General features: G+C 63.6%; 17 protein-coding genes. 8 read left to right on the plus strand and 9 right to left on the minus strand.

Annotation, left to right across the window (positions count from 1 at the left end; translation table 11 throughout):
• Positions 1–75: 75 nt before the first annotated feature.
• Positions 76–834: a prolipoprotein diacylglyceryl transferase gene (locus BWQ92_RS15125; protein ID WP_076800774.1), complete on the minus strand. Its 759-nt coding sequence runs from the start codon at positions 832–834 to the stop codon at positions 76–78.
• 171 nt (positions 835–1005) lie between these two features.
• Between BWQ92_RS15125 and BWQ92_RS15130 the strand changes: the two genes are divergently transcribed.
• Positions 1006–1530, plus strand: coding sequence for a TetR/AcrR family transcriptional regulator (locus tag BWQ92_RS15130; protein WP_076800775.1), 525 nt, complete (start codon positions 1006–1008; stop codon positions 1528–1530).
• 78 nt (positions 1531–1608) lie between these two features.
• Positions 1609–2283 (plus strand): NAD(P)H-dependent oxidoreductase, encoded by a 675-nt coding sequence (locus BWQ92_RS15135; protein ID WP_076800777.1) that lies wholly within the window; start codon positions 1609–1611, stop codon positions 2281–2283.
• Between the two features lie 105 nt (positions 2284–2388).
• Here the strand turns inward: BWQ92_RS15135 and BWQ92_RS15140 are convergent, their stop codons facing one another.
• Positions 2389–3153 (minus strand): IclR family transcriptional regulator, encoded by a 765-nt coding sequence (locus BWQ92_RS15140; RefSeq protein ID WP_076800778.1) that lies wholly within the window; start codon positions 3151–3153, stop codon positions 2389–2391.
• 174 nt (positions 3154–3327) lie between these two features.
• Between BWQ92_RS15140 and BWQ92_RS15145 the strand changes: the two genes are divergently transcribed.
• Both BWQ92_RS15145 and BWQ92_RS15150 read left to right on the plus strand, forming a co-directional pair.
• The gene (locus tag BWQ92_RS15145; protein ID WP_076800780.1) at positions 3328–4605 is read left to right on the plus strand and encodes a lyase family protein; all 1278 of its coding nucleotides are present in this window, start codon (positions 3328–3330) and stop codon (positions 4603–4605) included.
• Positions 4602–5957, plus strand: coding sequence for an MFS transporter (locus tag BWQ92_RS15150; protein WP_076800782.1), 1356 nt, complete (start codon positions 4602–4604; stop codon positions 5955–5957). Before BWQ92_RS15145 ends, BWQ92_RS15150 begins: the two co-directional genes overlap by 4 nt.
• A gap of 448 nt (positions 5958–6405) precedes the next feature.
• Here BWQ92_RS15150 and BWQ92_RS23600 read toward each other — a convergent pair whose 3' ends face one another.
• The 4 genes from BWQ92_RS23600 to BWQ92_RS15180 form a co-directional block, all read right to left on the minus strand.
• The gene (locus BWQ92_RS23600) at positions 6406–6573 is read right to left on the minus strand and encodes a hypothetical protein (protein ID WP_157365168.1); all 168 of its coding nucleotides are present in this window, start codon (positions 6571–6573) and stop codon (positions 6406–6408) included.
• A gap of 104 nt (positions 6574–6677) precedes the next feature.
• Positions 6678–6998, minus strand: a complete 321-nt coding sequence (locus tag BWQ92_RS24490; RefSeq protein ID WP_083706325.1) for a heavy-metal-associated domain-containing protein — start codon at positions 6996–6998, stop codon at positions 6678–6680.
• A 240-nt stretch (positions 6999–7238) separates the two neighbouring features.
• Positions 7239–10820, minus strand: coding sequence for a CBM96 family carbohydrate-binding protein (locus BWQ92_RS24350; RefSeq protein ID WP_236782970.1), 3582 nt, complete (start codon positions 10818–10820; stop codon positions 7239–7241).
• A gap of 699 nt (positions 10821–11519) precedes the next feature.
• A complete protein-coding gene (locus BWQ92_RS15180) occupies positions 11520–12995 on the minus strand; it encodes a hypothetical protein (RefSeq protein ID WP_157365170.1) in 1476 nt (491 codons plus the stop codon).
• Positions 12996–13446: 451 nt separating this feature from the next.
• On the opposite strand from BWQ92_RS15180, the gene BWQ92_RS15185 reads away from it, so the two are divergent.
• Positions 13447–13848, plus strand: coding sequence for a hypothetical protein (locus tag BWQ92_RS15185; RefSeq protein ID WP_076800788.1), 402 nt, complete (start codon positions 13447–13449; stop codon positions 13846–13848).
• A 5-nt stretch (positions 13849–13853) separates the two neighbouring features.
• Positions 13854–16412: a DUF4132 domain-containing protein gene (locus BWQ92_RS15190; protein WP_172804292.1), complete on the plus strand. Its 2559-nt coding sequence runs from the start codon at positions 13854–13856 to the stop codon at positions 16410–16412.
• Between the two features lie 51 nt (positions 16413–16463).
• Here the strand turns inward: BWQ92_RS15190 and BWQ92_RS15195 are convergent, their stop codons facing one another.
• The 3 genes from BWQ92_RS15195 to rfbA form a co-directional block, all read right to left on the minus strand.
• Entirely contained in the window at positions 16464–17273 is an 810-nt protein-coding gene (locus BWQ92_RS15195) for an SGNH/GDSL hydrolase family protein (RefSeq protein WP_076800792.1), read from the minus strand.
• 151 nt (positions 17274–17424) lie between these two features.
• On the minus strand, positions 17425–19734 hold the full coding sequence (locus BWQ92_RS15200; RefSeq protein WP_157365171.1) for an acyltransferase family protein: 2310 nt from the start codon (positions 19732–19734) through the stop codon (positions 17425–17427).
• Positions 19735–19938: 204 nt separating this feature from the next.
• Positions 19939–20844 (minus strand): glucose-1-phosphate thymidylyltransferase RfbA, encoded by a 906-nt coding sequence (gene rfbA, locus BWQ92_RS15205; protein ID WP_076800795.1) that lies wholly within the window; start codon positions 20842–20844, stop codon positions 19939–19941.
• Positions 20845–20909: 65 nt separating this feature from the next.
• Between rfbA and rfbB the strand changes: the two genes are divergently transcribed.
• Together rfbB and BWQ92_RS15215 are read left to right on the plus strand one after the other, a co-directional pair.
• Complete coding sequence (gene rfbB / locus BWQ92_RS15210) at positions 20910–21908, plus strand: dTDP-glucose 4,6-dehydratase (protein ID WP_076803753.1); 999 nt, start codon at positions 20910–20912, stop codon at positions 21906–21908.
• Positions 21909–21912: 4 nt separating this feature from the next.
• The gene (locus BWQ92_RS15215) at positions 21913–23322 is read left to right on the plus strand and encodes a sugar nucleotide-binding protein (RefSeq protein WP_076800797.1); all 1410 of its coding nucleotides are present in this window, start codon (positions 21913–21915) and stop codon (positions 23320–23322) included.
• The last annotated feature ends 54 nt before the right edge of the window (positions 23323–23376 follow it).

Raw genomic sequence — 23376 nt, forward strand, 5'->3', positions numbered from 1 at the left:
GCCTTGGTTCAGAGGGCGGCTCCTCTTTTCGGGGCGGTGGCAGTGGGCTCCTGGGTTCTTCGGGGTTGTCATCGCTCATGCCGCTCTTCCTTCCACCTTCGGGCGGAGTGGTCCCCCGAATACCCGCAGCATCCGCCAGAACAGCAGGGGGAGAATCATCAAAAGGAACCATTGGGGACGGCTCATCCCCAGCCACAGCACTTCATTGCCGCGGACAAATTCGACGCCGAACCGGAACAATGCGTAGGAAGTCACGTAGCAGATGAAGAGGTCGCCAGGACGGGGCAGGCGGTCCCGATAACGCCACATGAGCGCGAATGCAGCCACGTGGAAGACGATTTCATAGGCAAAGGAAGGGTGGAGCCCTGTCTCTGGAACTCCACCCAACATCGCAGCCTGGCCGGGCGTGAGCGATATCCCCCATGCGCCCCCGGTCGGGGTGCCGGGCAATTCCGTGAGGAGACAGCCCACCCGACCCATGACCAGCGCCAAGGCGACCGCCGGTGCAAGCAGATCACCGGTGGATTCGCGGTAACCCGTCAGTCGTTTACCCAGATGGACGCCTAACCATGCGCCCACAAGCCCCGCGAGGATGCTGCGGTCGCCGTTGCCCCACCAGTCCGCCAGGGAGACCTGCCGGGAAACATCCCATGTGAGGATCCGTGAACCGATGGCCCCGAAGGCGATCGCGAAACCTGCAATGGGCCACAACCGGGGGTCCGACAGGCCGCGCCGGCGCTTTTCATAGGCGTAGAACAGCAGAGCTGCGAGGATCCCCAGCCCTAACAAGGCAGCGTGCACCAGTCCGTCTCCCGCAAAGGGAAGCCCGATCATGAGCAGAGTGTAGCAGTGCCTATTCCCGCCTCCTCCGGTCCTGCATCTGGAAATTCTCGGGAACGCTTGACCTGCGGCGTGCCGGAGGCAGCACTGCTCAGGCGGAAGCATTATTACGGCCGTGTATAACGGTCGTTGTATCTGGTAAAACGTTCGTTGTAGAGTGCTCGTATGCGGAACTTGAGGGAAGAAATCATTGCTGCGTCGGAGCATGCCTTCGACCGTCACGGGTTCACGGCGACAGGGATGGACGCGTTGACGCAGGCCGCCGAGGTTTCCACCCGGACGCTGTACAAGTATGTGGGGAATAAGAATGCGCTGATCGCGGCCGTCCTGGAGTCCCGCAGCGAGAAATTTTTCAACAGCATCAGCGCCACCACCGTGGATGGGTTGTTCGAGGATCTGGATCGCTGGATCCAGCTTGAGGGGGCCAGGGGGTGTCTCTTTTTCCGGGCCCAGGGCGAGGGGGCGGCCACCGTGCCGGAAGTGGCCGACGTTATTTCCTCGTACCGCCGGAAACTGCGCGAACTCATCGACCGGCTAGTGCGTGCAGAAATATCCAGGCAGGACCCCACGCTTGTCGGGCAGGTCCTGGTTCTCTTCGAAGGCGCTGTCACTGCCGCCTCATATCTGGGCGAAGAGGCCGTCAGTGCGGGACGGGCAGCAGCCAAAACCCTGATGGAACGCGCCCGGTAACTTCGAAGCCGCCGCGCGCCGGCCATCCTATGATTCCGCCCTCATGGGCATGCAGCAACCTACTTGAATGGAACTTAGATGCACCTGCTTACCGTGTTTTCACACCCCGTCGCCGGAACCTACCCGTCGGCTGTCCTGGAGGCCTTCCACCGCCCCTTCAAGGAAGCCGGACATACCATCGACACGCTGGACCTGCATGCCGAGGACTTTGATCCCCGCTTCACACGGGATGACCATGCCCACTTCTGGGGCGGACCCATCCCCGAGGGCATCGCTGATATGCACCGCCGCGTGGAAGCAGCCGACCGGCTCGCCTTCGTCTATCCGGTCTATTGGTGGGGCATGCCGGCGATGATGAAGGGCTGGATCGAACGGGTCTTCACCGGCGGCTGGGCCTACCAGTTCGGCGCAGGTGTCGAAGACCGCGGGACCGAGGACATTGCCGCCTCCATGCTGCCAGGTGTCCCGACCACCCTGATCGGTATCGCTGGCTCGACCAAGCGCGCCTATGACAAATACGGCTACAGCGACGCCATGCGGACCCAACTCGATGTGGGCACCTTCGCCTACTGCGGGATCACCGACGTGGAAAGCCATCTGATCTACGACGTCGAAGGCAACCACAACGCACCCAACCGCGACGCGGGACTGACCCAGGCGGAGCAGATCGCCCGGGCATTCATCTCACCTGACCGGGTGGCACGCAATGCGAAGGAAGAACATCTGAACGGCCGCCTCGCCGCAGCGCGCTAAGCGGAGCACACCCCACTTCTGGTACGCACACAACCCCTTCGCGGGACAGTTGGAATCCAAGTTGTCCGCCGCCCGGAGCCAGCAGGGGTTGGTGTACAGAGAAGCTTAGATTCTGCGTGATCCGAGGTTCTGGGTAATTGCCTTCGATGCCGTCATGAGCAGTTGTCCGATTGAATCCGTTCGGTTGATGATCCGGGATGTGGGTGCTGAGACATTCAGCACGCCCGCTATGTGGCCCATGCGATCACGAACCGGTGTTCCAATGGAGGTGAGCCCGATCTCAACCTCTTCGGACGCGATGGAGTAGCCCCTGGTTCGCTCGAGGTGGACCCTCTGCAGGAGCGCAGCCACGTTCTTCGGCGCACCGGGGGCCGACGTAGGAATTTCCATGTCGTCAGACGTGAGCGTTTCGATGTGTTCGTCGTCGAAGTCGAACATCAGTGCCCTACCCGACGCGGTGCAGTGCATGGGGGAGCGTCTTCCGACCCAGCCGCCGGCCTGGAGGGATTGCTGCGATTCTTCACGCAGCACCGTGAGTGACCGGTTGCCTTCCTGAACGGACAAAAGGGCCACTTCCCCGGTCTTGGCCACTAGGGCCTGCAGCGCGGGTCTGGCGGCCTGCACGAGCGGATAGTTGCCTGCACCGGTGGACAAGATTCGGAAGTTCCATCCCAATCGATAGGTGCGCCGGTCCGGGTCCTGTTCGACAAGGCCGCTTCGTGAGAGCGCCTTCAGCATTCGTGAAACCTGGCTGCGCTCTCTGCCCACTGCCCTGGCAAGTTCGCTGACTGAGTGTTCCCCTCCTGCCTGTCCCGGGTTTTCGAATGCCAGAAGCAGCGCGGCTACCCGTTCCGCTGCGGTATCGCCCATCCCCACACTCCTCACACTGTTGTTGCTGCAGCAACTGGTCAACAACTAAATCATGGCTTGAGCTAGCGGAAATGCGAAGTTAAGTTGCCTTCACAGCAACACCCTTACCGGAACCGGTTTCCGCGGCCGTACCTTCGATGCATTGTGGTTCGCATCACTCGAAAGGTTTAGAAAATGACGGTCCTTCAGACACAGACGTCCAACGGCCAAGTCCTGTACGGCAAGCAGTCCCAACTCGCCGTGGACAATTTCGGCACTTCCGGCCGCACGGTTGCCGATGTGCCGGCCTTTGTCCGGAACTATGCATTGGTGAAAGCCTCAGCTGCGCGGTCCAACGCCAAGCTCGGCGTCCTTGCACAGCACGTGGCGGAAGCAATTGAAACTGCGTGTGGTGAGATTATCTCGGGCGAGCACTCATCCCAGTTCCCCACTGCCCTCGTACTCGGCGGAGGTGGCACCACGACGAACATGAACTTCAATGAAGTCATCGCTGCCCGGGCCACACAGATCGCCGGTGAGCCTGTCCATGCCAACGATCACGTCAATGCCTCCCAGTCGACCAACGACACCTACCCCACAGCCATGGCGTTGACCATCCGGGAACTCTCGGAAAAGCCGCTGGAAGCTCTCACCGCTCTTGCCCAGGCCTTTGATGACAAGGCTACAGAGTACGACACGACCCAGCGTCTCGGCCGGACGTGCCTTCAGGATGCGGTCGTCCTTTCGGTGGGACAGACACACCGGTCCCATGCCACGGCTATCCGCCGGGTTGCGGAGGGGCTCCGGACCGCAACAGCCGAGCTGGATTCGATTCCGATCGGGGCCACGGTCCTGGGAACCGGCATCGGCGCACCCGAGGGCTACCGCGAGCTCTGCCTGCAGGACCTGAGCAACGCCACGGGGCGGCAGCTCACGGGATCAGAGGATTTGGTGGACGCCCTCGCGCATCTCGACCCGTACGCGGCGATCGCCTCCGCAGGTGCCCGCGCGGCGATCACGATGGCAAAAATCGCTGCAGACTTGCGGTTCCTTTCCTCCGGTCCCGGTGGAGGAATCAGCGAAGTCACCCTCCCGGCAGTCCAGGCAGGCTCATCGATCATGCCCGGCAAGATCAACCCGGTCATTCCGGAATTCGTCATGCAGCTCAGCTACCGTATCCGCGGGGCTGCCCACACCGTCGAGTGCGCTGTCGCCGCCGGCGAACTTGAGCTGAACATCATGGAACCAGTCATCGTCGACTCCATCCTGAACATCTTCGAAGACCTCACCGCTAGCGCGACCACTTTCGCCCGCAAATGCATCAAGGACCTGACCTGGGACGGCCGCCGGCTCCACGAAAACATCAACGCAGGGTTTGACAGGTGGGTCGTGATGGCCGCCGAACACGGCTACGACGCCACTACCCAGGAAGTCAAGAAGGCCCGCTCTGCCGGAACGGAGGCAACCCGATGAGCACTGCAACTGCATCAACCAAGTACGAGGACATCCCCCTCAACCGCTTCCACGCCCGTGTTGCCATTGCAGGCTCCGGCGGCCAGTTCAGCGACGGCTTCGTCCTGGGCATCATCGGCATCGTGCTCGCCTCCGCCAAGCAGGATCTGCAGCTCACTCCGCTCCTGACAGGACTCCTGGGTGCAGCCACCCTTTCCGGTCTCTTCCTCGGAGCCGTCATCACCGGGCCCATCGCGGACCGGATCGGACGCAGCCCCATCTTCCGCTTCGACATGCTCCTGATTGCGTGCCTGTCAGTCTCGCAGTTCTTCATCCAGGAAGCCTGGCAACTCCTCGCCATCCGGCTCGTCATCGGACTGGTACTGGGCGCGGACTACGTCGTCAGCAAAACTTTGGTCACCGAACACGCACCGCGCCACTTCCGCGGCAAGCTCCTCAGCATGCTCGCCGTCGCGTGGGCCGCCGGTTACGTCTTCGCCTACCTGGTCGGGTTCCTCCTCTCCGGTGTGGGAGATGAGCCGTGGCGCTTCATGCTGATCGCCAGCGCGATCCCCGAACTCATCGTCTTCGCCTTCCGGGTCGGCATCCCCGAGTCCCCGCTCTGGCTGCTGCTCAAAGGCAAGACAAAAGAGGCAGCCGCGATCGTTGCCCGCGTCGCGGGCCCCAACGTGGAAATGCCCGCCGTTCCGGCAGCCGCGGCCAGGAAGCAGTCCCGGTACGGGGAGCTCTTCAACCGCGCGTACCGTCGCCGCACGATCGTCGGGGTGGTCTTCTACGTCTGCCAGGTCATCCCCTACTTCGCACTTGGCACCTTCGCGCCGCAGATCATGGCAGCCCTCGGGGTCACCAACAGCCTCGCCGCCGGTGCCACCTACAACATCTTCCTGCTCACCGGCGCCATCGTCGGCATGATCATCGTCGACCGCCTTTCACGCCGGCTGTTCCTGATCGGGAGCTTCTTCATCGGGGCTGCCCTCTTGGCGGCTCTCGTCATCCTGTCCCCGTCCAGCACCCTGCTGGCAGTGATCCTGTTCGCGGCCTTCGCACTCGTCCTCGCCGCTGCAGCGAACCTCGAGTTCATCTACCCGCCCGAGCTCTTCCCCACCGAGATCCGCGCATCCGGCCTGGGCATCGTCACCGCCGGCAGCCGCATAGGCTCCGCCGCCAGCACGTTCCTGCTGCCCCTGGTTCTCGCAGGACTCGGCATCAACGTGGCGCTCTTCTCCTGCGTAGCGGTGCTGCTCATCGGCGGGCTCGTCTGCTGGCTCTGGGCGCCGGAAACCCGCCGGGAATCCCTCGTCACACTCGACAGGGCCGCCAGCACAACCCATCAGACCGAACACGTGCGGTGACCTGACCGGCATCCAGGAGGAACGGCCCGGCCCTGTCTGCCGGACCCCTGCAACAGAGGGGGCGCACTTCAACAGGTGCGCCCCCTCTGCCGCCTTGTCGCACTCTGCCCCCTTGTCGCACTCTGCCCCCTTGTCGCACTCTGCCCCCTAGGAAGGAACCTGTTCATCATGCCTAGTCAGTCCACCGCGCATTTGGAAGTCCTTGTGAATAATTCGAGTCGGCTTAACGAACTACTCGATAACGCGGAGGCCCTGCTTCGCCAGGAGCCCCAACGGCACGCGGGCATCCTCGTCACACGCCATGAACCTGGCAGGTACACCCTCGAGCTGAGCGAGAACGTACCCTTCGGCGAAACCCGGGAGCTACTACTCTCCTGACCATCGACCGGCGGCACCGGCGTGGCCGCCCTCATTTATGGGCGTGCACGCCGGTGTTTTGTCCCTGCGGCTAGTGGCTCGTCTGGTCTACCTCCGCGGCAGCGGACTTGCCGTCCGCGTTCGCCGTTACTTTGGAGGGCAACGTGGCGGCGGCCAGCATTCCGGCGGCTATGAGCAGGCCTAGGACCGGGCGGCTGTGCCGGGCTGACGTGCTGCCCGCTGTCTGGTGGTCACTCACCTGTAAAAGGGCGCCGTCCGCCGTCGTGCGCTTCTTCGGTTCCTCTCTTTAGAGGAGCCGCCGATTCCGGGCGGTGACTGCAGAAGAAGCGTGAAGTACGGGGCTTAGTCGTTGCTGAGGGTGTAACCGGCGGAGGTTACGGCCCCACGGACAGCGGCTCGGGTGGCTCGACCGCCGATAATCAGTCGTGAACGGCCCCCGGGTACGAGTTCGACAGTAGCCGCTTCCACGCCTTCGATTGCCGCGACGGCCTTCTCAACTCGCTGGACACAATGCCCGCAGGTCAGGCCCTCAACAGTGAACTCCACAGCGCCGGACGTGACGGGTGCGGATGAGGATTCGGATGAGCAGCAGCCACATCCCGCACCTGCAGAGGTGAGGGGCAATTGGGCACGGTTTTCAATATCAAGCATGTCAGCTTCCATTCCTTGACGAAGGATCAATGGGTGCTGGGGTTGACGGCTGTGAGGGCGGGGTGCAGCACACCTGGCCGGGACATACCATGTCACTGACAACGCTCCCACTATACCCCCTGGGGGTATAGTGGCGCAAAGTCGAGGGGATCCGTCCGTAAGCTGCTGACCGCCTGATGGCGACGCGACGCTGGCCGGGACTTCATCCTCCTGGATGAAGTCCCGGCCAGCTTTGTCCTCTTCCTGCTTGACCTATCGCAGGGTGAGGACGAGTTTGGGTGCGGCTGTGGTGCTGGATTCTTTGGAGTTGAGGTCCAGGCCGTCGCTGCTGTTGGCGTCCAGACCAAGGGAGAGCTGTTGGCCGAGTTCACCGGTCAGGCCGGCGATGGTGAGCGGAATGTTGTAGTTGGTGTTGGTAGTTGTCGGGCCGAGTCTGCCGATGCTGGTGCCGAGGGCTGGGCGGTTGGTGTAGGTGATTCCGGTTTCGGTCCAGGTGTCGGTGGTGACGAGTTTGACGTTCTGGGTGCCTGTGGATCCGCTTCCGGCGCTGCGCAGTTGCAGTGTGGCGCTTTCCAGTGTCCTGCCCGCGTACGCGGACAGGTCGAACTTCAGGTACGTGACCTCCACCGGGCTATTGTCCACGCCCAGCAAGGTACTCGTGCCGTTGTTCGTCCCCGTTGCCCCGCTGGAGACATAGCTGTCAGCGGTGGCCGTGAGCGTCACGGTCTCGGCGGTGCCGCCGCCCGCGGCTGCGGCCGTGGTGAACTGCCAGGTCCTGTCCGTGGCCAGCGCGTTGCCGGCAGCGTCCTTCACTCCCGCGGTACCGCTCTTGATCGTGGCCGTGTAGGTCGTACCGGCGGTCAGGTCGGCGTCGGGGTTCAGCGTCGCGACCCTGTCCGTGCTGTTATACGTCACTTCGGCCGGCACCGTCGTCGTTCCCGTCCTCAGCGCGAACGTGTCCGAGGTGAGCGTGGCCGTGTCCATCGCCTCGGAGAACGTTCCGGTCACATTCGCCGTCATGGCGACGCCGGTCGTCTCGGCAGCCGGCGACGTGGCCGTTACCGTCGGCGCTGTCGTATCACCACCGCCCGTGTCACTGGTGGTGCCGGCACCGCTAAGGGTGAGGACGAGCTTGGGGGCGGCTGTGCTGCCGGCTTCCTTGGAGTTGAGGTCCAGGCCGTCGCCACTGGTGGCGTCCAGACCAAGGGAGAGCTGCTGGCCGAGCTCACCGGTCAGGCCGCTGACGGTCAGCGGGACGGTGTAGTTGGTGTTGGTGGTTGTCGGGCCGAGCCTGCCGATGCTGGTGCCCATCGCCGGACGGTTGGCATAGGTGATCGCGGTCTCCGTCCAGGTGTCACTGGCCACCACCTTCACATTCTGGGTACCCGTGGATCCGCTCCCGGCGCTGCGCAGCTGCAGTGTCGCGTTCTCCAGGGTCCTGCCCGCGTAGGCCGAGAGGTCGAACTTGAAGTAGCTGGCTTCCACCGGGCTGCCGTCGACACCCAGTGTGGTGCTTGTACCGAAGTTCGTCCCTGTTGCCCCGCTGGAGACATAGCTGTCAGCGGTGGCCGTGAGCGTCACGGTCTCGGCGGTGCCGCCGCCCGCGGCTGCGGCCGTGGTGAACTGCCAGGTCCTGTCCGTGGCCAGCGCGTTGCCGGCAGCGTCCTTCACTCCCGCGGTACCGCTCTTGATCGTGGCCGTGTAGGTCGTACCGGCGGTCAGGTCGGCGTCGGGGTTCAGCGTCGCGACCCTGTCCGCGCTGTTGTAGGTCACAGCGGCCGGCACCGTCGTCGTTCCCGTCCTCAGTGTGAACGTGTCCGAGGTGAGCGTTGCGGCGTCCATCGGTTCCGAGAAGGACCCGGTCGCATTCACCGCCACCGCGACGCCGGTTGCACCGGCAGCCGGCGACGTGGCTGTCACGGTAGGAGCCGTGGTATCACCAGCATCGCCGCCTCCGCCGACGCCACCGGCGCCGCTGAGTGTGAGCACAAGCTTGGGGGCGGCTGTGGTGCCGGCTTCCTTGGAGTTGAGGTCCAGGCCGTCGCCACTGGTGGAATCCATACCGAGGGAGAGCTGCTGGCCGAGTTCACCGGTCAGGCCGCTGAGGGTCAGGGGAACGCTGTAGTTGGTGTTGGTGGTTGTCGGGCCGAGCCTGCCGATGCTGGTGCCCATCGCCGGACGGTTGGCATAGGTGATCGCGGTCTCCGTCCAGGTGTCACTGGCCACCACCTTCACATTCTGGGTACCCGTGGATCCGCTCCCGGCGCTGCGCAGCTGCAGTGTCGCGTTCTCCAGGGTCCTGCCCGCGTAGGCCGAGAGGTCGAACTTGAAGTAGCTGGCTTCCACCGGGCTGCCGTCGACACCCAGTGTGGTGCTTGTACCGAAGTTCGTCCCTGTTGCCCCGCTGGACACGTAGCTGTCCGCGGTGGCGCTGAGCGTCACGGTTTCGGACGTGCCTCCGCCGGCGGCAGCAGCGGTGGTGAATGTCCAGGTCCTGTCCGCGGCCAGGGCGTTGCCGGCGGCGTCCTTTACCCCGCTAGCGCCGCCCTTGATCGTGGCCGTGTAGGTCGTATCGGCAGCCAGATCGGCGTCGGGGTTGAGAGTCGCGACCCTGTCCGCGCTGTTGTAGGTCACATTGGCCGGCACCGTCGTCGTCCCTGTCTTCAGCGTGAACGTGTCCGAGGTGAGCGTCGTGGAGTTCATCGCTTCGGAGAACGTTCCCGTCACATTCGCCGTCGCCGCCACACCGGTCGCACCGGCGGCCGGCGACGTGGCCGTCACCGTCGGCGCCGTCGTATCCGCCGTGCCGCCGCCGCCGGCGCCGCCGGTGGGGTCGTAGTAGTGCCAGTACCGGCTGGTGGCGTTCACGTCGGCGAGTACCAGGAGGCCGCTGTTGGCGGTGCCCCGTGCGGTGCTGTTGAGGTTCTGCTTGGTCGAGGTCACGTTGTGGACGTACTGGTCGGCATCCACGATGCGGTCCGTCTTCGTGGTGGTGAAGCTGATGTTGTCCAGGGGCGTGGACTTTTCGTAGATCGCGCCTCCCGAGCTGGTGCAGACGCCGGCGTTCGTCGTGCCGGACGGTTTCGGGTAGGTAGCGAAGGTCCGCAGCCTTTGCGTGCTCTCGTCAATCAGGACGATCACCCGGTTGGGGCACTCCGACACGTTAGCGATCGTGTGCGCCGACCACGAGGATGTCGCAGTATTCAGTGCCAGCAGCTGGATCAGCGGCTGGGATGCGGACGTGAACGACGTCTTGATGGCGGCGAACACCCGCCCACCCGAGGAGTCCAGCCACTTCAGGTTCATATGGTCATCACCGCTGCGAGCCCCCGTCACCGCCGCGGCCGGCGCAGTCCAGGAGGTGTTCGATGCTCCATCCACGTGGGAGCTCCAGTACATGCCGTCGCTGGCATCCCCGACCTGGCGGCTCCACATCACGCCCATCTTGCCGGGGCCGAACGCGATCACTGCGGAGGTGTCGTCCACCGACACGTTGCTTAACGATGCAGGGTGCGGGAATGGCGTCCCCCAGGTCGCGCCGTCGGTGCCGGTGACGTTCAAATAGATCCGGTTGCCCTGCTGCCACGTCGCCCAGAGCCGGCCGGTCGAGTCCTTGTCGATCGTCAGGGTTTCGACGCGGTGGTTGTTGATGTTTGAAGAGCCCAGCAACGAGTAGGTCTTCTGGGTCGGGTTGTAGCTGTAACGCCGCATCGTCGTCGGGAAATTCGGCTCCGCGGGCAGGCCGTCGTTGACGAACCGGTAGCTCGCCACGTACAACGTCGTCCCGTCCCACAAAACGTCATGATGGGTGTTCGCCCGAGTGTCTGTCGCCACACCCGTATCCACCCACGAACTGGTCGCGGCGTTGAACCGGAAGATATGAAAATCCGAGCTGGCAGTGTCCCACAGGTTCCCCCACCAGGACCCGTCGTTGAACCACAAGGCGCTCGTCGCCCGCTTTGTACCCGTCGGGGTCCCCGTCCCGGTATGCGACGGACCCTCTACCCCGACATCACCCGGGGCAGCCGACGCCGGCACCACCAGACCAGCCAACGCAAGCAGCAACGCCGTCAGCAGTGTGGGGAGCCGCAGATTCCACGGCCCGCGCAAAGTAAGGCCAGCCGAGCGGGAGCGTCCGCGCCGTAGTCCAGGCCAGGAAGCCCTGCGACCTCCACCTTGCCCGCGCAAGCGGACTAATGTATGGCCGGGCAGCGTTGCTTTCCGGAGTTGAACGTCGGCCGCGGTTGGGATGCTCACTAGCCTCACCACTCTTATTGGAGTTGTTTGCCTATGCCGTCCGAACAAACCTCGCGCTGAATATGAGAAATCGAAGCGCCTGCTGCTGCGGGTTCTGGCAACTTGCGTACCCCCCTCGGAACATGTTCGACGGAACAACTTGCAAAAAGGTTGGGCGTTCGTGAGCCAGCCCCAGATTTAGGGGGGCCAAAGCCGGTGGCCGGAGCAGACTCTGCTCCGGCCACCGATCCAGCAGAAGAGATGATCACCTGTAATCGTGCTGACCGGGTAGAGGTGTCAGTTCCCGGCGATGATGTGGTTACTCCACCCGCCGGTGTATGTCTCCCGGGGCCCCCAGGCGCTCTTGTTTGCCGGGTAGTAGTGGAGAACGCCGGCCGAGTCGCGGGCCCTTAGGCCGACGGTGCCGCTGCCGTGCAGCCCGGAGACGGCGTGGATGGAGTCCATGGTGTTCCATCCGCTGCCGATGATCGTGCGGTTCTCGGAGATGAACGAGCCGGCGCCGTTGGTGCGGAACAGCTTCAGTTGGCCGGATGAGTTCTTGGCAATGACGTCGGTGTTGCCGTCCTTGTCCCAGTCGAGCAGGTTGAAGGAGAGTCCTTTCCAGCCGGTGCCGATCTTTACCGGTGCTGACAGTCCCTTGCCGGACGCGTTGGCGTAGTGGAAAAGATCACCGGTGATGTTGTTCCTGGCGATGATGGACGGGTACTTGTCCGTCTTCTTCCATTTGCCCACCGTGATGTCATAGTTCAGCCAGCCGTTGCCGATGCGGTGGTCCGTGAATTCTCCGGTGGTGAGGCCCTCGCGATATGTGAGGATGCCGTCCCCGCCCAAGGTGCCCGCCTGGTCCTGGACGATCATGTCCGGAACACCGTTAGTGTCAGCATTCCAGTTGGTGACGAAGAAAGCCTTGGGGATTGGAGCTCCTGCAGGCCCAATAGCGCGGGCTTCCGGTGTCACGCCCGGGGTCATCCAGGCATAGGACCAGAGACCGCCTTCGGGGTCATAGGCAGCCACACTGGATGTTGAGCTAATGGAGTAGTCCCAGTGGGTGCGCGACGTGTCCGTTATCTGGGTGCCTGCGATGATGTGGGGATTCCATCCGCCGGTGTATGTCTCCCGGGGCCCCCAGGTGCTCTTGTTTGCCGGGTAGTAGTGAAGGACGCCTGCCCAGTCCCGTGCCCTCAGTCCGACTGTGCCGCTGCCGTGCAGCCCTTCGACGGCGTGGATGGAGTCCAGGGTGTTCCATCCGCTGCCGATGGTTGCGCGGTTCTCGGAGATGAAGGAGCCGGCGCCGTTGGTGCGGAACAGCTTGAGTTGGCCGGATGAGTTTTTGGCGATGACGTCGGTGTTGCCGTCCTTGTCCCAGTCGAGCAGGTTGAAGGACAGTCCTTTCCAGCCGGTGCCGATCTTTACCGGTGCTGACAGGTTCTTGCCGGACGGGTTGGCGTAATGGAACAGGTCACCGGTGATGTTGTTCCTGGCGATGATGGACGGGTACTTGTCCGTCTTCTTCCATTTGCCCACCGTGATGTCATGGTTCAGCCAGCCGTTGCCGATGCGGTGGTCCGTGAATCCGCCGGTGGTGAGCCCCTCGCGATAGGTCAGGACGCCATCCTCGATGCCCGCCTGGTCCTGGACGATCAGGTCCGGAACACCGTTCGTGTCAGCGTTCCAGTTGGTTACGAAGAAAGCTTTCGGGAGCGGTAGCCCCTGCCCGATGACCCGGCGCTCCGGTGTCACTCCTGGGGTCATAGACGAAAAGGACCAGAGATTACCGCCGGGATCATAGGCAGCCACGCTGGATGTTGAGTCTATGGAGAAATTCCAGGAGGCATCCACTGCATGGGCAGGGGGTGTCAGGATTGAGCCGCACAGGGCGGCGAGGAGGGCTCCCAGCCCTGCTCTGGTACGAACGGTTTTTTTCACGTGGCTGCTGGGCCTTCCCCAATTTATTGTTAGAAACACTGGACGTGTTTCCACGGAGGCTACCCTTTTTCAATCAAATGTAAAAAGTGTTTCTGTGCGTTCGAAACGCTTTGCAGCCGAACCGGTATATGCCTTGAATAAAACGCCCACCCATCGTGAATTCGGGGCCTGGTTTTGGCCGGTCCGGCAAGCCCTATACGATGCGGTCTGTGCCCTATCCGAGGGCCGAGCCGTTCCCGGTCTTGAGCAGCCTGGACGGTCATGGGGGAGGACCTGTATGGCTACATTGCGCATTTGTGATGAAACACTGCCCGGCGCTGGGGCGTCGGAACAGCCTGAACTGTCCGGGCTGCCGGACGTCATCACCGTCGAAGAGCTGATCCGCTGGCGCGTGCGTGAAGAAGTGGCACGCCATAACGCGCACAGCACAGCAAGATTCACCGGTCTCGTCGAACCTTCCGCCGCTGAGCGTGAGCTCAACAGCCCGGGGCGTCCGGAATCCAACCGAAAGCGCGTGGACTGGGAGCAGCAGGCTGACACTGCGGTCCGGGGCTTTGAACGGAACGCATTCTTCGTGATGGTGGATAGCCAGCAAGTGTGCAACCTCTCGGACGAGATCGACGTCCTGAAGGCCACCGAAGCCACCTTCATCAGGCTCGTGCCGCTGGTGGGAGGATGAGCGGCGTGGCCGAGGCATGGGAGCACACCGTCATGCCCGCAAGCCTACGCGTGCCTGCCGAGGAGCAACGCGGTCAGCTGCTGGGATTCCTGGAGACTCCGCACTCGGGTTGGACCCCCGGCGGGCCGGATCAGGACGAGTATCGCGAGCGGTTCGCCCGTTACCTGGACCAGCTCGATCCGTCCGGGCTAAAGGGCGCATTCGCGCAGACGTTCAGTCACGTGGACGAGCACAGCTACGGGATCGCGGAAAGATACTACGAACCCTTCGGTCTCCCGGCTGGTCTGGCGCATATGCCAAAGCCGGTCGAACTTGCGCTTTACGTTTTCGCGTCTCTTGCCCCGTTGGATTGGAGCGCTGAGGAGCTCAACTGGATGCTCTCCAAGGCGCCCTACTCTCGGTACATCTATCCCTCCTGGCGCCGGGCATTCCACCAGCCAATCAGCTCTCTCGAACCCGCTGAGCGCCGGACAATCCCGCGCGCGACCCGGCGTATGCAGGGAATGCTGCTCAAGGAATTGAAGTGCGGGCTGATCGATTACCGGGATGTTCGGGCATTCAGTGAACTGCTGCTCGACGACGGCAGGAAAGATGGCCGTATTCCGTTGCAGTATGTGAGCGGCGGGGACGACGTCGGCCCCCAGGTGCGCGAGGCCGTCCGGCCGATCATGCCTGAGTATCGGTGCGCCCGCCTGTTTCTCTTCATGAGCGAGCTGACCGGGCCGAAGCCCACAGCGAAATGGAAGCGCGCAGCGCACGCACGTATTGCTGAGGAGCCAGAGACGCTGCAGGTCGCCCAGGCCCTGCTGGGGCTGGCCGCAGAACGGACACCCACGGCGGACCGGGGAAAGATCTCATCTCTGAGCCCGTATACCGGGGCAATCATGCGTGGCTCTGTTTGGCTCCTGGCCCTCCAGCCCGGTGCCCCTGCCCACATCAGCCTGATCGGTGACGCGGCGGCCTACCTTGGCGCCGGGCATAACGGCCGGAACGGGGAATCCAGGTCCTCCACGGCGGCGAACGCCGCCATCGAAGCGCTGCTGGAAATCGCCGGAAACTTTGAAGCGGCAACCACGGACGTAGTGGGTGCTCTGACCCGGATCCGGGACGTGGTCAAGAACAGGAACCTGCACAAGCGCCTCGTCAAAGTCATCGACCAGCTCTCCGCTGAACGCGGCGTCTCGCCCTCCGAGCTGCTGGAAACGGCCGTTCCCGATCTCGGACTGGACCGGGAGGGCGCCAAGACCCTTCCAGCCGGCGCGCACACGGCAAGGATCGCCCTGACGCTGGAAGCCGGTGCGCCCACGGTGGCACTGACGTGGCTCACGGACGAAGGCGAATCCGAACCGGTGCCGGCTGCGCTCAGGAACACGCCGGAGCTGGCCGCAGTGAAACGGGCAGTGAGCGAGGCAAAGAAGGCCCTCGCCATCCAAGGCCGCAGAATTGAACGGCTCATGGCCTCCGACCGGCAGTGGACCGGCGCTGATTTCCGGGCGCGCTACCTGGAGCACCCCGTAGTCGGCGCCGTGGCACAGGGCCTGCTTTGGACCATCATCACGGAGGAGGGCGGGTTCTCCGGGTATCCGCGGCGGGCACAGGCGTCCACGGTCTGGGAACTGGTGGGAGCGGAAGGCGACACCCGCGGAATAGCCGGGGACGCCGTCGTCGTGCTTTGGAAACCGTGGGAACGGACTGCCGGGGAGGTGCGCTCCTGGCGTTCGCACCTGGTGGAACACCGGCTCAGGCAGCCGTTCCGGCAGGTCTACCGGGAACTGTATCTCCTGACGCCCGCGGAGCGGGAGACCGGACAGTACTCCAACCGCTTCGCCGCCCATATCCTGGCCAATCCGCAGGTGCACGCACTTGCGAAGGAGCGCGGCTGGCATGGTGCGCAGCTCGGAGCGTGGGACGGTGGACAGGACACGAAGCTGTATCTTGAGTTCCCCGATGAGCGGCTGAGGGCAGGATTCAGCATCGAACTCGTGGAACCCGAGGAGGGCCTTGCCTCCCTGTGCTCCACCAACAGGGTGTGGTTCGAGCGCCGCGTTGCCGCCGACACCTGGGACAACATAGCCCTGGCCGACGTGCCGCGCGCTGTGTTCAGCGAAGCGATGCGCGACGTTGACCTGTTTACCGCGGTGGCTGCCATCGGCCCGGACCCGGACTGGGTGGACCACCCGAACGGCCATGTGAGGGACTACTGGGGCACCTCACACACGGCGGAACTGTCGGAATCCGCCCGCACCCGGCACGAATATCTGGGCGGGCTGCTTCCCCGCACCGTCCTCGCCGACCGCTGCCAGTTGACCGAGCGCCACCTCATCGTCCGCGGCACCCACCGCTCGTACAAGATCCACCTCGGATCGGGGAACATCCTGATGGAACCGGACGACTCCTACCTGTGCATCGTGAAGGCGCCGGGCGCACGGGCCGACCGCATCTTCCTGCCCTTCGAGGAGAAAGCCGGACGGCTGGCGACCATCCTGTCCAAGGCCTTCATGCTGATGGACGACCATAAGATCAAGGACGAGTCCATCCTCAGGCAGATCCACGGAAACCGGTAAAGGGTCGGGACGGCGGGGGAGCCGGTCCCGGTTAGGCCCTGCCCTCCGATGCTATCCCCACCAGGAGCTCGACCAGGTGACCCGGGCGAGGTTGGCCTGACCGCGGAGGCTGGGGTGGAAGTAGTCCAGGGAGCTCACGTCGCCCGCGGTGAACTTGTAGTTGTAGACCGCGTGGTTGTCGAAACGGCAGTTGGCGACGCTGGCGCACTCCTGCTCCAGGATGGCGTTCAGCTTTATCTCATGGGCCTGAACGTCCAGCCGGGTCTGCTCGCTGTTGCCGGTGGAGAGCATGGACTGGCAGATGTCCGCCACGGGCCAGACGAACTGTGCTGTGGAGTTGGTGTGCAGGAGGCCCCAGAGCTGGTAGATGTTCGGGATGCTGCTGACGAAGATCCGGGACCTCGGAAGGCCCGTAGCCAGGGTTTGCAGCCCCGCCCGGATCTGCGCCCGGAAATCCGTCTCCGACGTCATCGTCGCCGGGGAGGAAGTGCAGACGTCGTTAGCGCCCATCAGAACGGTCACGTACTCGGCCTTCTGGCTCACCGCCAAGGTGGCCTGGCCCTTCAGGTCGACGGCTTTCGCGCCGGCTCTGGAATCGTTGTAGGCGACCACTCTGGGGTTGATGCCGCCTCGGATCCTCTCATAGTGGCTGGACACGCCGTCCCAGCCCGCAGAGCCTGTGGACCACGAGTTGGCGGGGTGGTCTCCGTACCAGCAGCAGGCGTCAGTCGCCCGGGTCATGGAATCACCCAGTGCGGCAATGCTGTCCGGCCGTTGGGGCGACGCTGAGGCCATACCAGCTGTCATGACGGAGAAGGCAAAGATGAAGGGGAGTACCAGTAGTCGGACTGCTCTGCGCATGACTGCCTCCGGCCGCCGGCCGCCGCAGGGTCCCGGCAGCGTCCAAGACCGGCGTGTTGGTCAAAGATAGACCCGGCCACTGGCAGGCGTCGAGTGAAGCGCAGCTCTCAGGCAGGATGTGTTCTGCCTTTGCACGCCATTCGGACCGCCATTACCCGACGGCGAGAGCTTCGGCCAGTACGGGTTCAAGTGACCGTGAATACGCTGCCGTGAGGTGCGCCCCGTCGGCATGCATGGGTGACGTTCCGGCGAAAGCGGGGCAGTGCCCGGCCACGCAGAACCATCCGACGGTCTCCACGAAGTGAACGTTCGGCTGCCCGGCCGGGTCAAGGGCCGCCCGCCCGGCGGCCGTCATGTCCAGCGAGAGTTGCTGCACCTTTGACGCACAGTCCGCAGGCGTGCTGATCTTCGTGGCGCAGTCAGCGAACTTCTGCCCGCGGGGAGGCGGGTCAAGCACGAAAACCTGTTTGGCCGAGGCGGAGAGTTCTGTGTAGAGCTTTTTGGACGCCTCGGTCCACTCGTCGGCCGCTGCACCGCCCGTTGCCCCGCTGGAAAGGCGTGCCAGCGTTCCCGCTGAACTGGCAGCGATCACCATGTCAGGCTTCATGGCGGCTATCTGCTGAAGGGCCCACGTCCGGAATGGGGCGCACTTGGGGTGTGCCGATTTGGCAGACTTGATCACGTCAACCCCCGCCGCCGGGCACTGCTGCATGGTGAACACATGGATCTTGTAGCCCCGCGGCTCAAGTGCGGCACGTATGCCCGGAACCCAGCTGATGCCCACTGAGTCGCCGAGAACGACTGCCGTCTTCGTGGCCGCCTCGTCGCCGTAGATGCAGCGGGCTGCATTTTCTGCCGGGTCCTCCAGGGCACCTCGCTCGTCGGCCAGGCATCCGTCCTCGACCCATTCGGGCGCTTTCGCCTCGTTGCCGAGGGTGTCGATGGCCGGCGTCAGCTCCGGCCACTGGGCCGCCGAGAGAGCAAGAGTGAGTTCCTGGCTCAGCTTTCCTGCGGGGGTGTTTGCAGCAGAGGAGGAGGCGCCCGGTGACACGGGTGGAGGCGCAACAGCCGTTTGGGTCGCCGGGGCGGCCTTCACCAGGGTGACGCTGGCGACGACGGCGGCAACCAGGGCAAGAGTAGCGAGCGCTCCAAAGGCCAGCCGGGGCGAGGCCCTGTGCGGCGCCCCGGCCCCGCGCCGGCTCGTGGCTCGGTGCGGCGCCCCGGCCCCGCGCCGGCTCGTGGCTCGGTGCGGCGCCGCGACCCCGTGCGGCGCGGAGGCCCCATGCACCGCCCCGGCCGCCTTAACTGCCTTCGGTTCGAGCCATTGCGAGTGCCTGACCGGCTCTTCAACGAAGCGGTAGGACCATGCCGAGAGCGCCAGGGTGAGGGCCAATGCGACGGCGTAGTCCACGAAGGCGGTCGCTGGCCGAAGTGCTCCAAGAAGGATGATGACGGGCAAGTGCCACAGGTACAGGGAGTATGAAATGTCACCCAGGTAGCGGGAGACGCGGTTGGTCAGGGGAGCCAGCAGCCGTTGCTCCCCTCCGGTCCCGGCGGCGATGACCGCCATGGTTGCAAGAACCGGCACCGCTGCCCATGGACCCGGGAAGGTCACTTCCGGAGTCAGGGTGAAGGCGCCGACGACGATTCCTGCGAGGCCGAGGTAGGCCAAGGCGGGCCTGATATGGTCCGGGATGCGCAGCAGAACCGGCGCGAGGACGGCCAGCAGGCCGCCGCAGCCGAGCTCCCAGGCACGGGAAAACGTGGAGAAGTAGGCGACAGTGGGTGCGGCGGAGCTTTCCCACATGGCGAAGGCAAAGGATGCTCCCACCACGGCAAGCAAAGCCAGGCCCAGTGGACGCCGGGACAAGGAGGACGAACGGCCCAGCCTGTAAGCTCCCCACCCGAGCATGAGCGCGACCAGCCATGGCCAAACGACGTAGAACTGTTCCTCGACGGCCAGCGACCAGAAGTGCTGCAGCGGGGACACCGCCCCTCCGGCCTGCATGTAGTCAGTGCCGGTGATGGCCATACGCCAGTTGGCCGCAGACAGGAACGCCCACAGGCCGTCCTGGGCAATGCCCGCGAAGCGCGCCGTGGAGAACACGGCCCATGACCCGGCCAGGGACAGGACGATGACCAGCGATGCCAGCGGCAGGATGCGCCGCGCCCGGCGCCGGTAGAAGTCCGCGAAGGAGATCCTGCCGTTCCTGTCATGCTCCCGGAGCAGGCTGGCAGTGATCACGAAACCGGAGATCACGAAGAAGACGTCCACGCCGATGAAGCCACCGGTTGGCAAGGCCAGCAGGTGATCCGCAATAACCAGGAGAACCGCCAGTGCGCGAAGGCCCTGGATGTCGTAGCGCTTTGATGAGCCGGGATGGTCCGTCCCCACCGCCGCAGAATTCGCTTTGCGTTGAGCGGCCCGGCCTGCGGGCACGCGGGCATCAGTGATGGACAAGAGAATTCCCCCAAACGAGACCGGCGTCGGTGATATTTTACCCGCCGGCCATATCCGCTTAGGTCCGGAAAGATGAACGACGACGGCGATCACCTGCCTGCCACACGCCCTGTCCCGCGCCAGGGGCAGGCTGCCGTGGACGATTCGGGCGCACGCCCCCTCCCGGTCGGTCACCGCTTGGGTGCCCAGTCGGGTAGTGCGGGGTTACAGGAGGGAAAGAGCCAGCCGCTCGGGGTTTTCCGCGGCGTCCTCGGCGAGCAGGTCCAGCAGGTAGCGGCCGTAGCCGCTCTTGCCGAGGGGTTCGGCGCGTTCACGCAGCTCGTCATCGCTGAGGAAGCCGAGCCGCCAGGCGATCTCTTCGGGGCAGCCAATGGAGAGGCCCTGACGCTTTTGGACCGTGCGGACAAACTCTGACGCCTCGTTGAGGGAATCGAACGTGCCGGTATCGAGCCAGGCGGTGCCGCGCGGGAGGATCTCCACCTGGAGCTTGCCCCGCTCCAGGTATTCGCGGTTCACGTCCGTGATTTCCAGTTCGCCACGAGGCGAGGGCTTCAGATTGCGGGCAATTTCGACGACGTCGTTGTCGTAAAAGTAGAGCCCGGGCACGGCGTAATGGCTTTTCGGCTTCGCCGGCTTTTCCTCGAGGGAAATGGCTTTGCCTGTGACGTCGAACTCGACGACGCCGTAGGCGGTCGGGTCTGCAACGCGGTACCCGAACACGGCGCCGCCATCGATGTCAGCGAATCTGCGGAGCTGGGTGCCCATGCCGGGGCCGTAAAAGATGTTGTCGCCGAGGACAAGAGCCACCGGTCCGTCGCCGATGTGCTCTGCACCAAGAACAAAGGCCTGGGCCAGCCCGTCGGGAGAGGGCTGCTGGGTGTAAGTGATGTTGATGCCGAACTGGCTGCCGTCGCCCAGCAGACGCTGGAACTGGTGAGCGTCATGCGGAGTCGTGATGATCAGGATGTCGCGGATGCCGGCGAGCATCAGCGTTGACAACGGATAATAGATCATCGGCTTGTCGTACACGGGAACCAGCTGCTTGCTGATGCCCAAAGTAATCGGATGAAGTCTTGAACCGGTCCCCCCGGCGAGGATAATCCCGCGCATGGAATCTAGTTTCGACGTTATTGCGGGTTCAAACAAATCGGTGGCGTTATGGAAATATGGGCAGCATGCAGAAATTCCTCGTGACCGGTGGCGCCGGTTTCATCGGCTCCAATTTTGTGCACTATGTCCTTAATCACACCGATAACGCCGTTACCGTCCTCGACAAGCTGACTTACGCGGGAAACCGTGCCTCGCTTGCGGGGTTGCCGGAGGATCGCTTTCAGCTTGTTGTTGGGGATATCGCCGACACGGCGCTCGTAGACGGCCTGGTTGCCGATTGTGACGTTGTGGTTCATTACGCCGCCGAGTCACACAATGACAATTCCCTGCATGACCCGAGGCCGTTCCTCGACACAAACATCATCGGCACATACACGCTGATCGAGGCCGCCCGGAAGCACAACAAGCGCTTCCACCACATCTCCACTGACGAGGTGTACGGCGACTTGGAACTGGATGATCCGGAGCGCTTCACGGAGAGCACCCCGTACAACCCGTCCAGCCCCTATTCCTCTACGAAGGCTGGCTCCGACCTGCTGGTCCGGGCATGGGTCCGCTCCTTTGGACTTCAAGCAACCATCAGTAACTGCTCGAACAACTACGGCCCGTACCAGCACGTCGAGAAGTTCATCCCGCGCCAGATCACTAACGTTATCGACGGCATTCGGCCGAAGCTCTATGGCAAGGGCGAGAATGTGCGCGACTGGATCCACGCCAACGACCATTCGTCGGCAGTGCTGGCCATTATCGCCAAAGGCCGCATCGGCGAAACGTACCTGATCGGTGCGGACGGCGAGAAGAACAATAAGGACGTCGTCGAGCTGATCCTGAAGCACATGGGCGAGGCGCCCGACGCTTATGACCACGTAGTGGATCGCGCCGGTCATGACCTGCGGTACGCCATCGATTCCTCGAAGCTCCGTACGGAGCTGGGCTGGCAGCCAGAGTTCTCTGATTTTGATACCGGCATTGAGGATACGATTGCCTGGTACCGGGACAACGAGGACTGGTGGCGGCCCCAGAAGGCTGCCACAGAGGCGAAGTACAAGGAACAGGGCCAGTAGCGCCATGACTATCGAGTTTTCGAAGCCGCTTCTTGCCCAGGAAACGCCAATCCCGGGCGTGGTTCTGTATGACCTTCCCGTCCACGGTGATAACCGCGGCTGGTTCAAGGAGAACTGGCAGCGCGAGAAGATGATCGCGTTGGGATTGCCAGATTTCCAGCCTGTCCAGAACAACATCTCTTTCAATGAGAAGGCCGGCACCACCCGCGGCATTCACGCGGAGCCATGGGACAAGTTCATCTCGGTGGCCACGGGCAGGATTTTCGGCGCCTGGGTTGACCTGCGCGAAGGGCCCTCCTTTGGAGCCGTTTTCACCGCTGAACTAGATGCCAGCCAGGCCATCTTCATTCCCAGAGGTGTTGGCAACGCATTCCAGACACTCGAGGACAACACGGCCTACACATACCTGGTTAACGACCACTGGTCCGCAGATGCCCAGGGCCAGTACACCTTCCTGAATCTCGCCGATGAGAGCGCCGACATTCAATGGCCGATTCCCTTGGAGCAGGCAGAACTGTCAGAAAAGGACAAGGCCCACCCCCGGCTAGCAGATGTCCTCCCGATGGCGCCGAAGAAAACGCTGGTGCTGGGTGCCGACGGGCAGCTCGGCAAGGCCTTGCGGGCCACCTTTGACGGCGATGACTCCGTCGAGTTCGCGAACCGGGCGGAGTTCGACCTGGCTAGCGTGGACGCATATAGCAGCCGGAACTGGAAGAACTATTCGACGATCATCAACGCGGCCGCCTATACAGCGGTCGACGCGGCTGAAACCCAAGAAGGGCGTGCCGTAGCTTGGGAGATCAACGTCAATGCCGTTGCCCGCCTCGCCCGCATCGCAGTCGAATACGACCTGACGCTGGTCCACGTATCGTCAGACTACGTATTCGACGGTGACCGTGGCATTCACGACGAAAGCGAGCCCTTCTCGCCGCTCGGTGTATATGGCCAGACGAAGGCCGCAGGCGACGCCATCGTCAGTGTCGTGCCCAAGCACTACGTCGTGCGGACCAGTTGGGTCATCGGTGAAGGAAACAACTTCGTGCGCACCATGGCGTCACTAGCTGAACGGGGGATCAAGCCGTCAGTGGTCAACGACCAGGTGGGGCGGCTTTCCTTCACGCAGGATATCGCAGCCGGCATCAGGCACTTGCTCGAGAGCGGCGCCGCACATGGCACCTACAACCTCAGCAACAACGGCGACCCGCAGTCGTGGGCGGACATCGCCTCCGACGTCTTCGAACTGGCTGGCTCGTCCAGGAACGATGTGACTGGGGTCAGCACCGCGCAGTACTTCGAAGGCAAGGCTGCTGCTCCAAGGCCGCTTAATAGCGCTCTGGACCTGGCGAAGATCCACGCTGCAGGATTCTCCCCCCGGGATTCCCGTGATGCCCTGAGTGAGTATCTGCGGCAGTAATTCCGCCCACATGATGTTCCGAAAGCGCCGCTGACTTCGCACGGAGTCAGCGGC

Source organism: Arthrobacter sp. QXT-31, assembly GCF_001969265.1.
Taxonomy (GTDB): Bacteria; Actinomycetota; Actinomycetes; order Actinomycetales; family Micrococcaceae; genus Arthrobacter.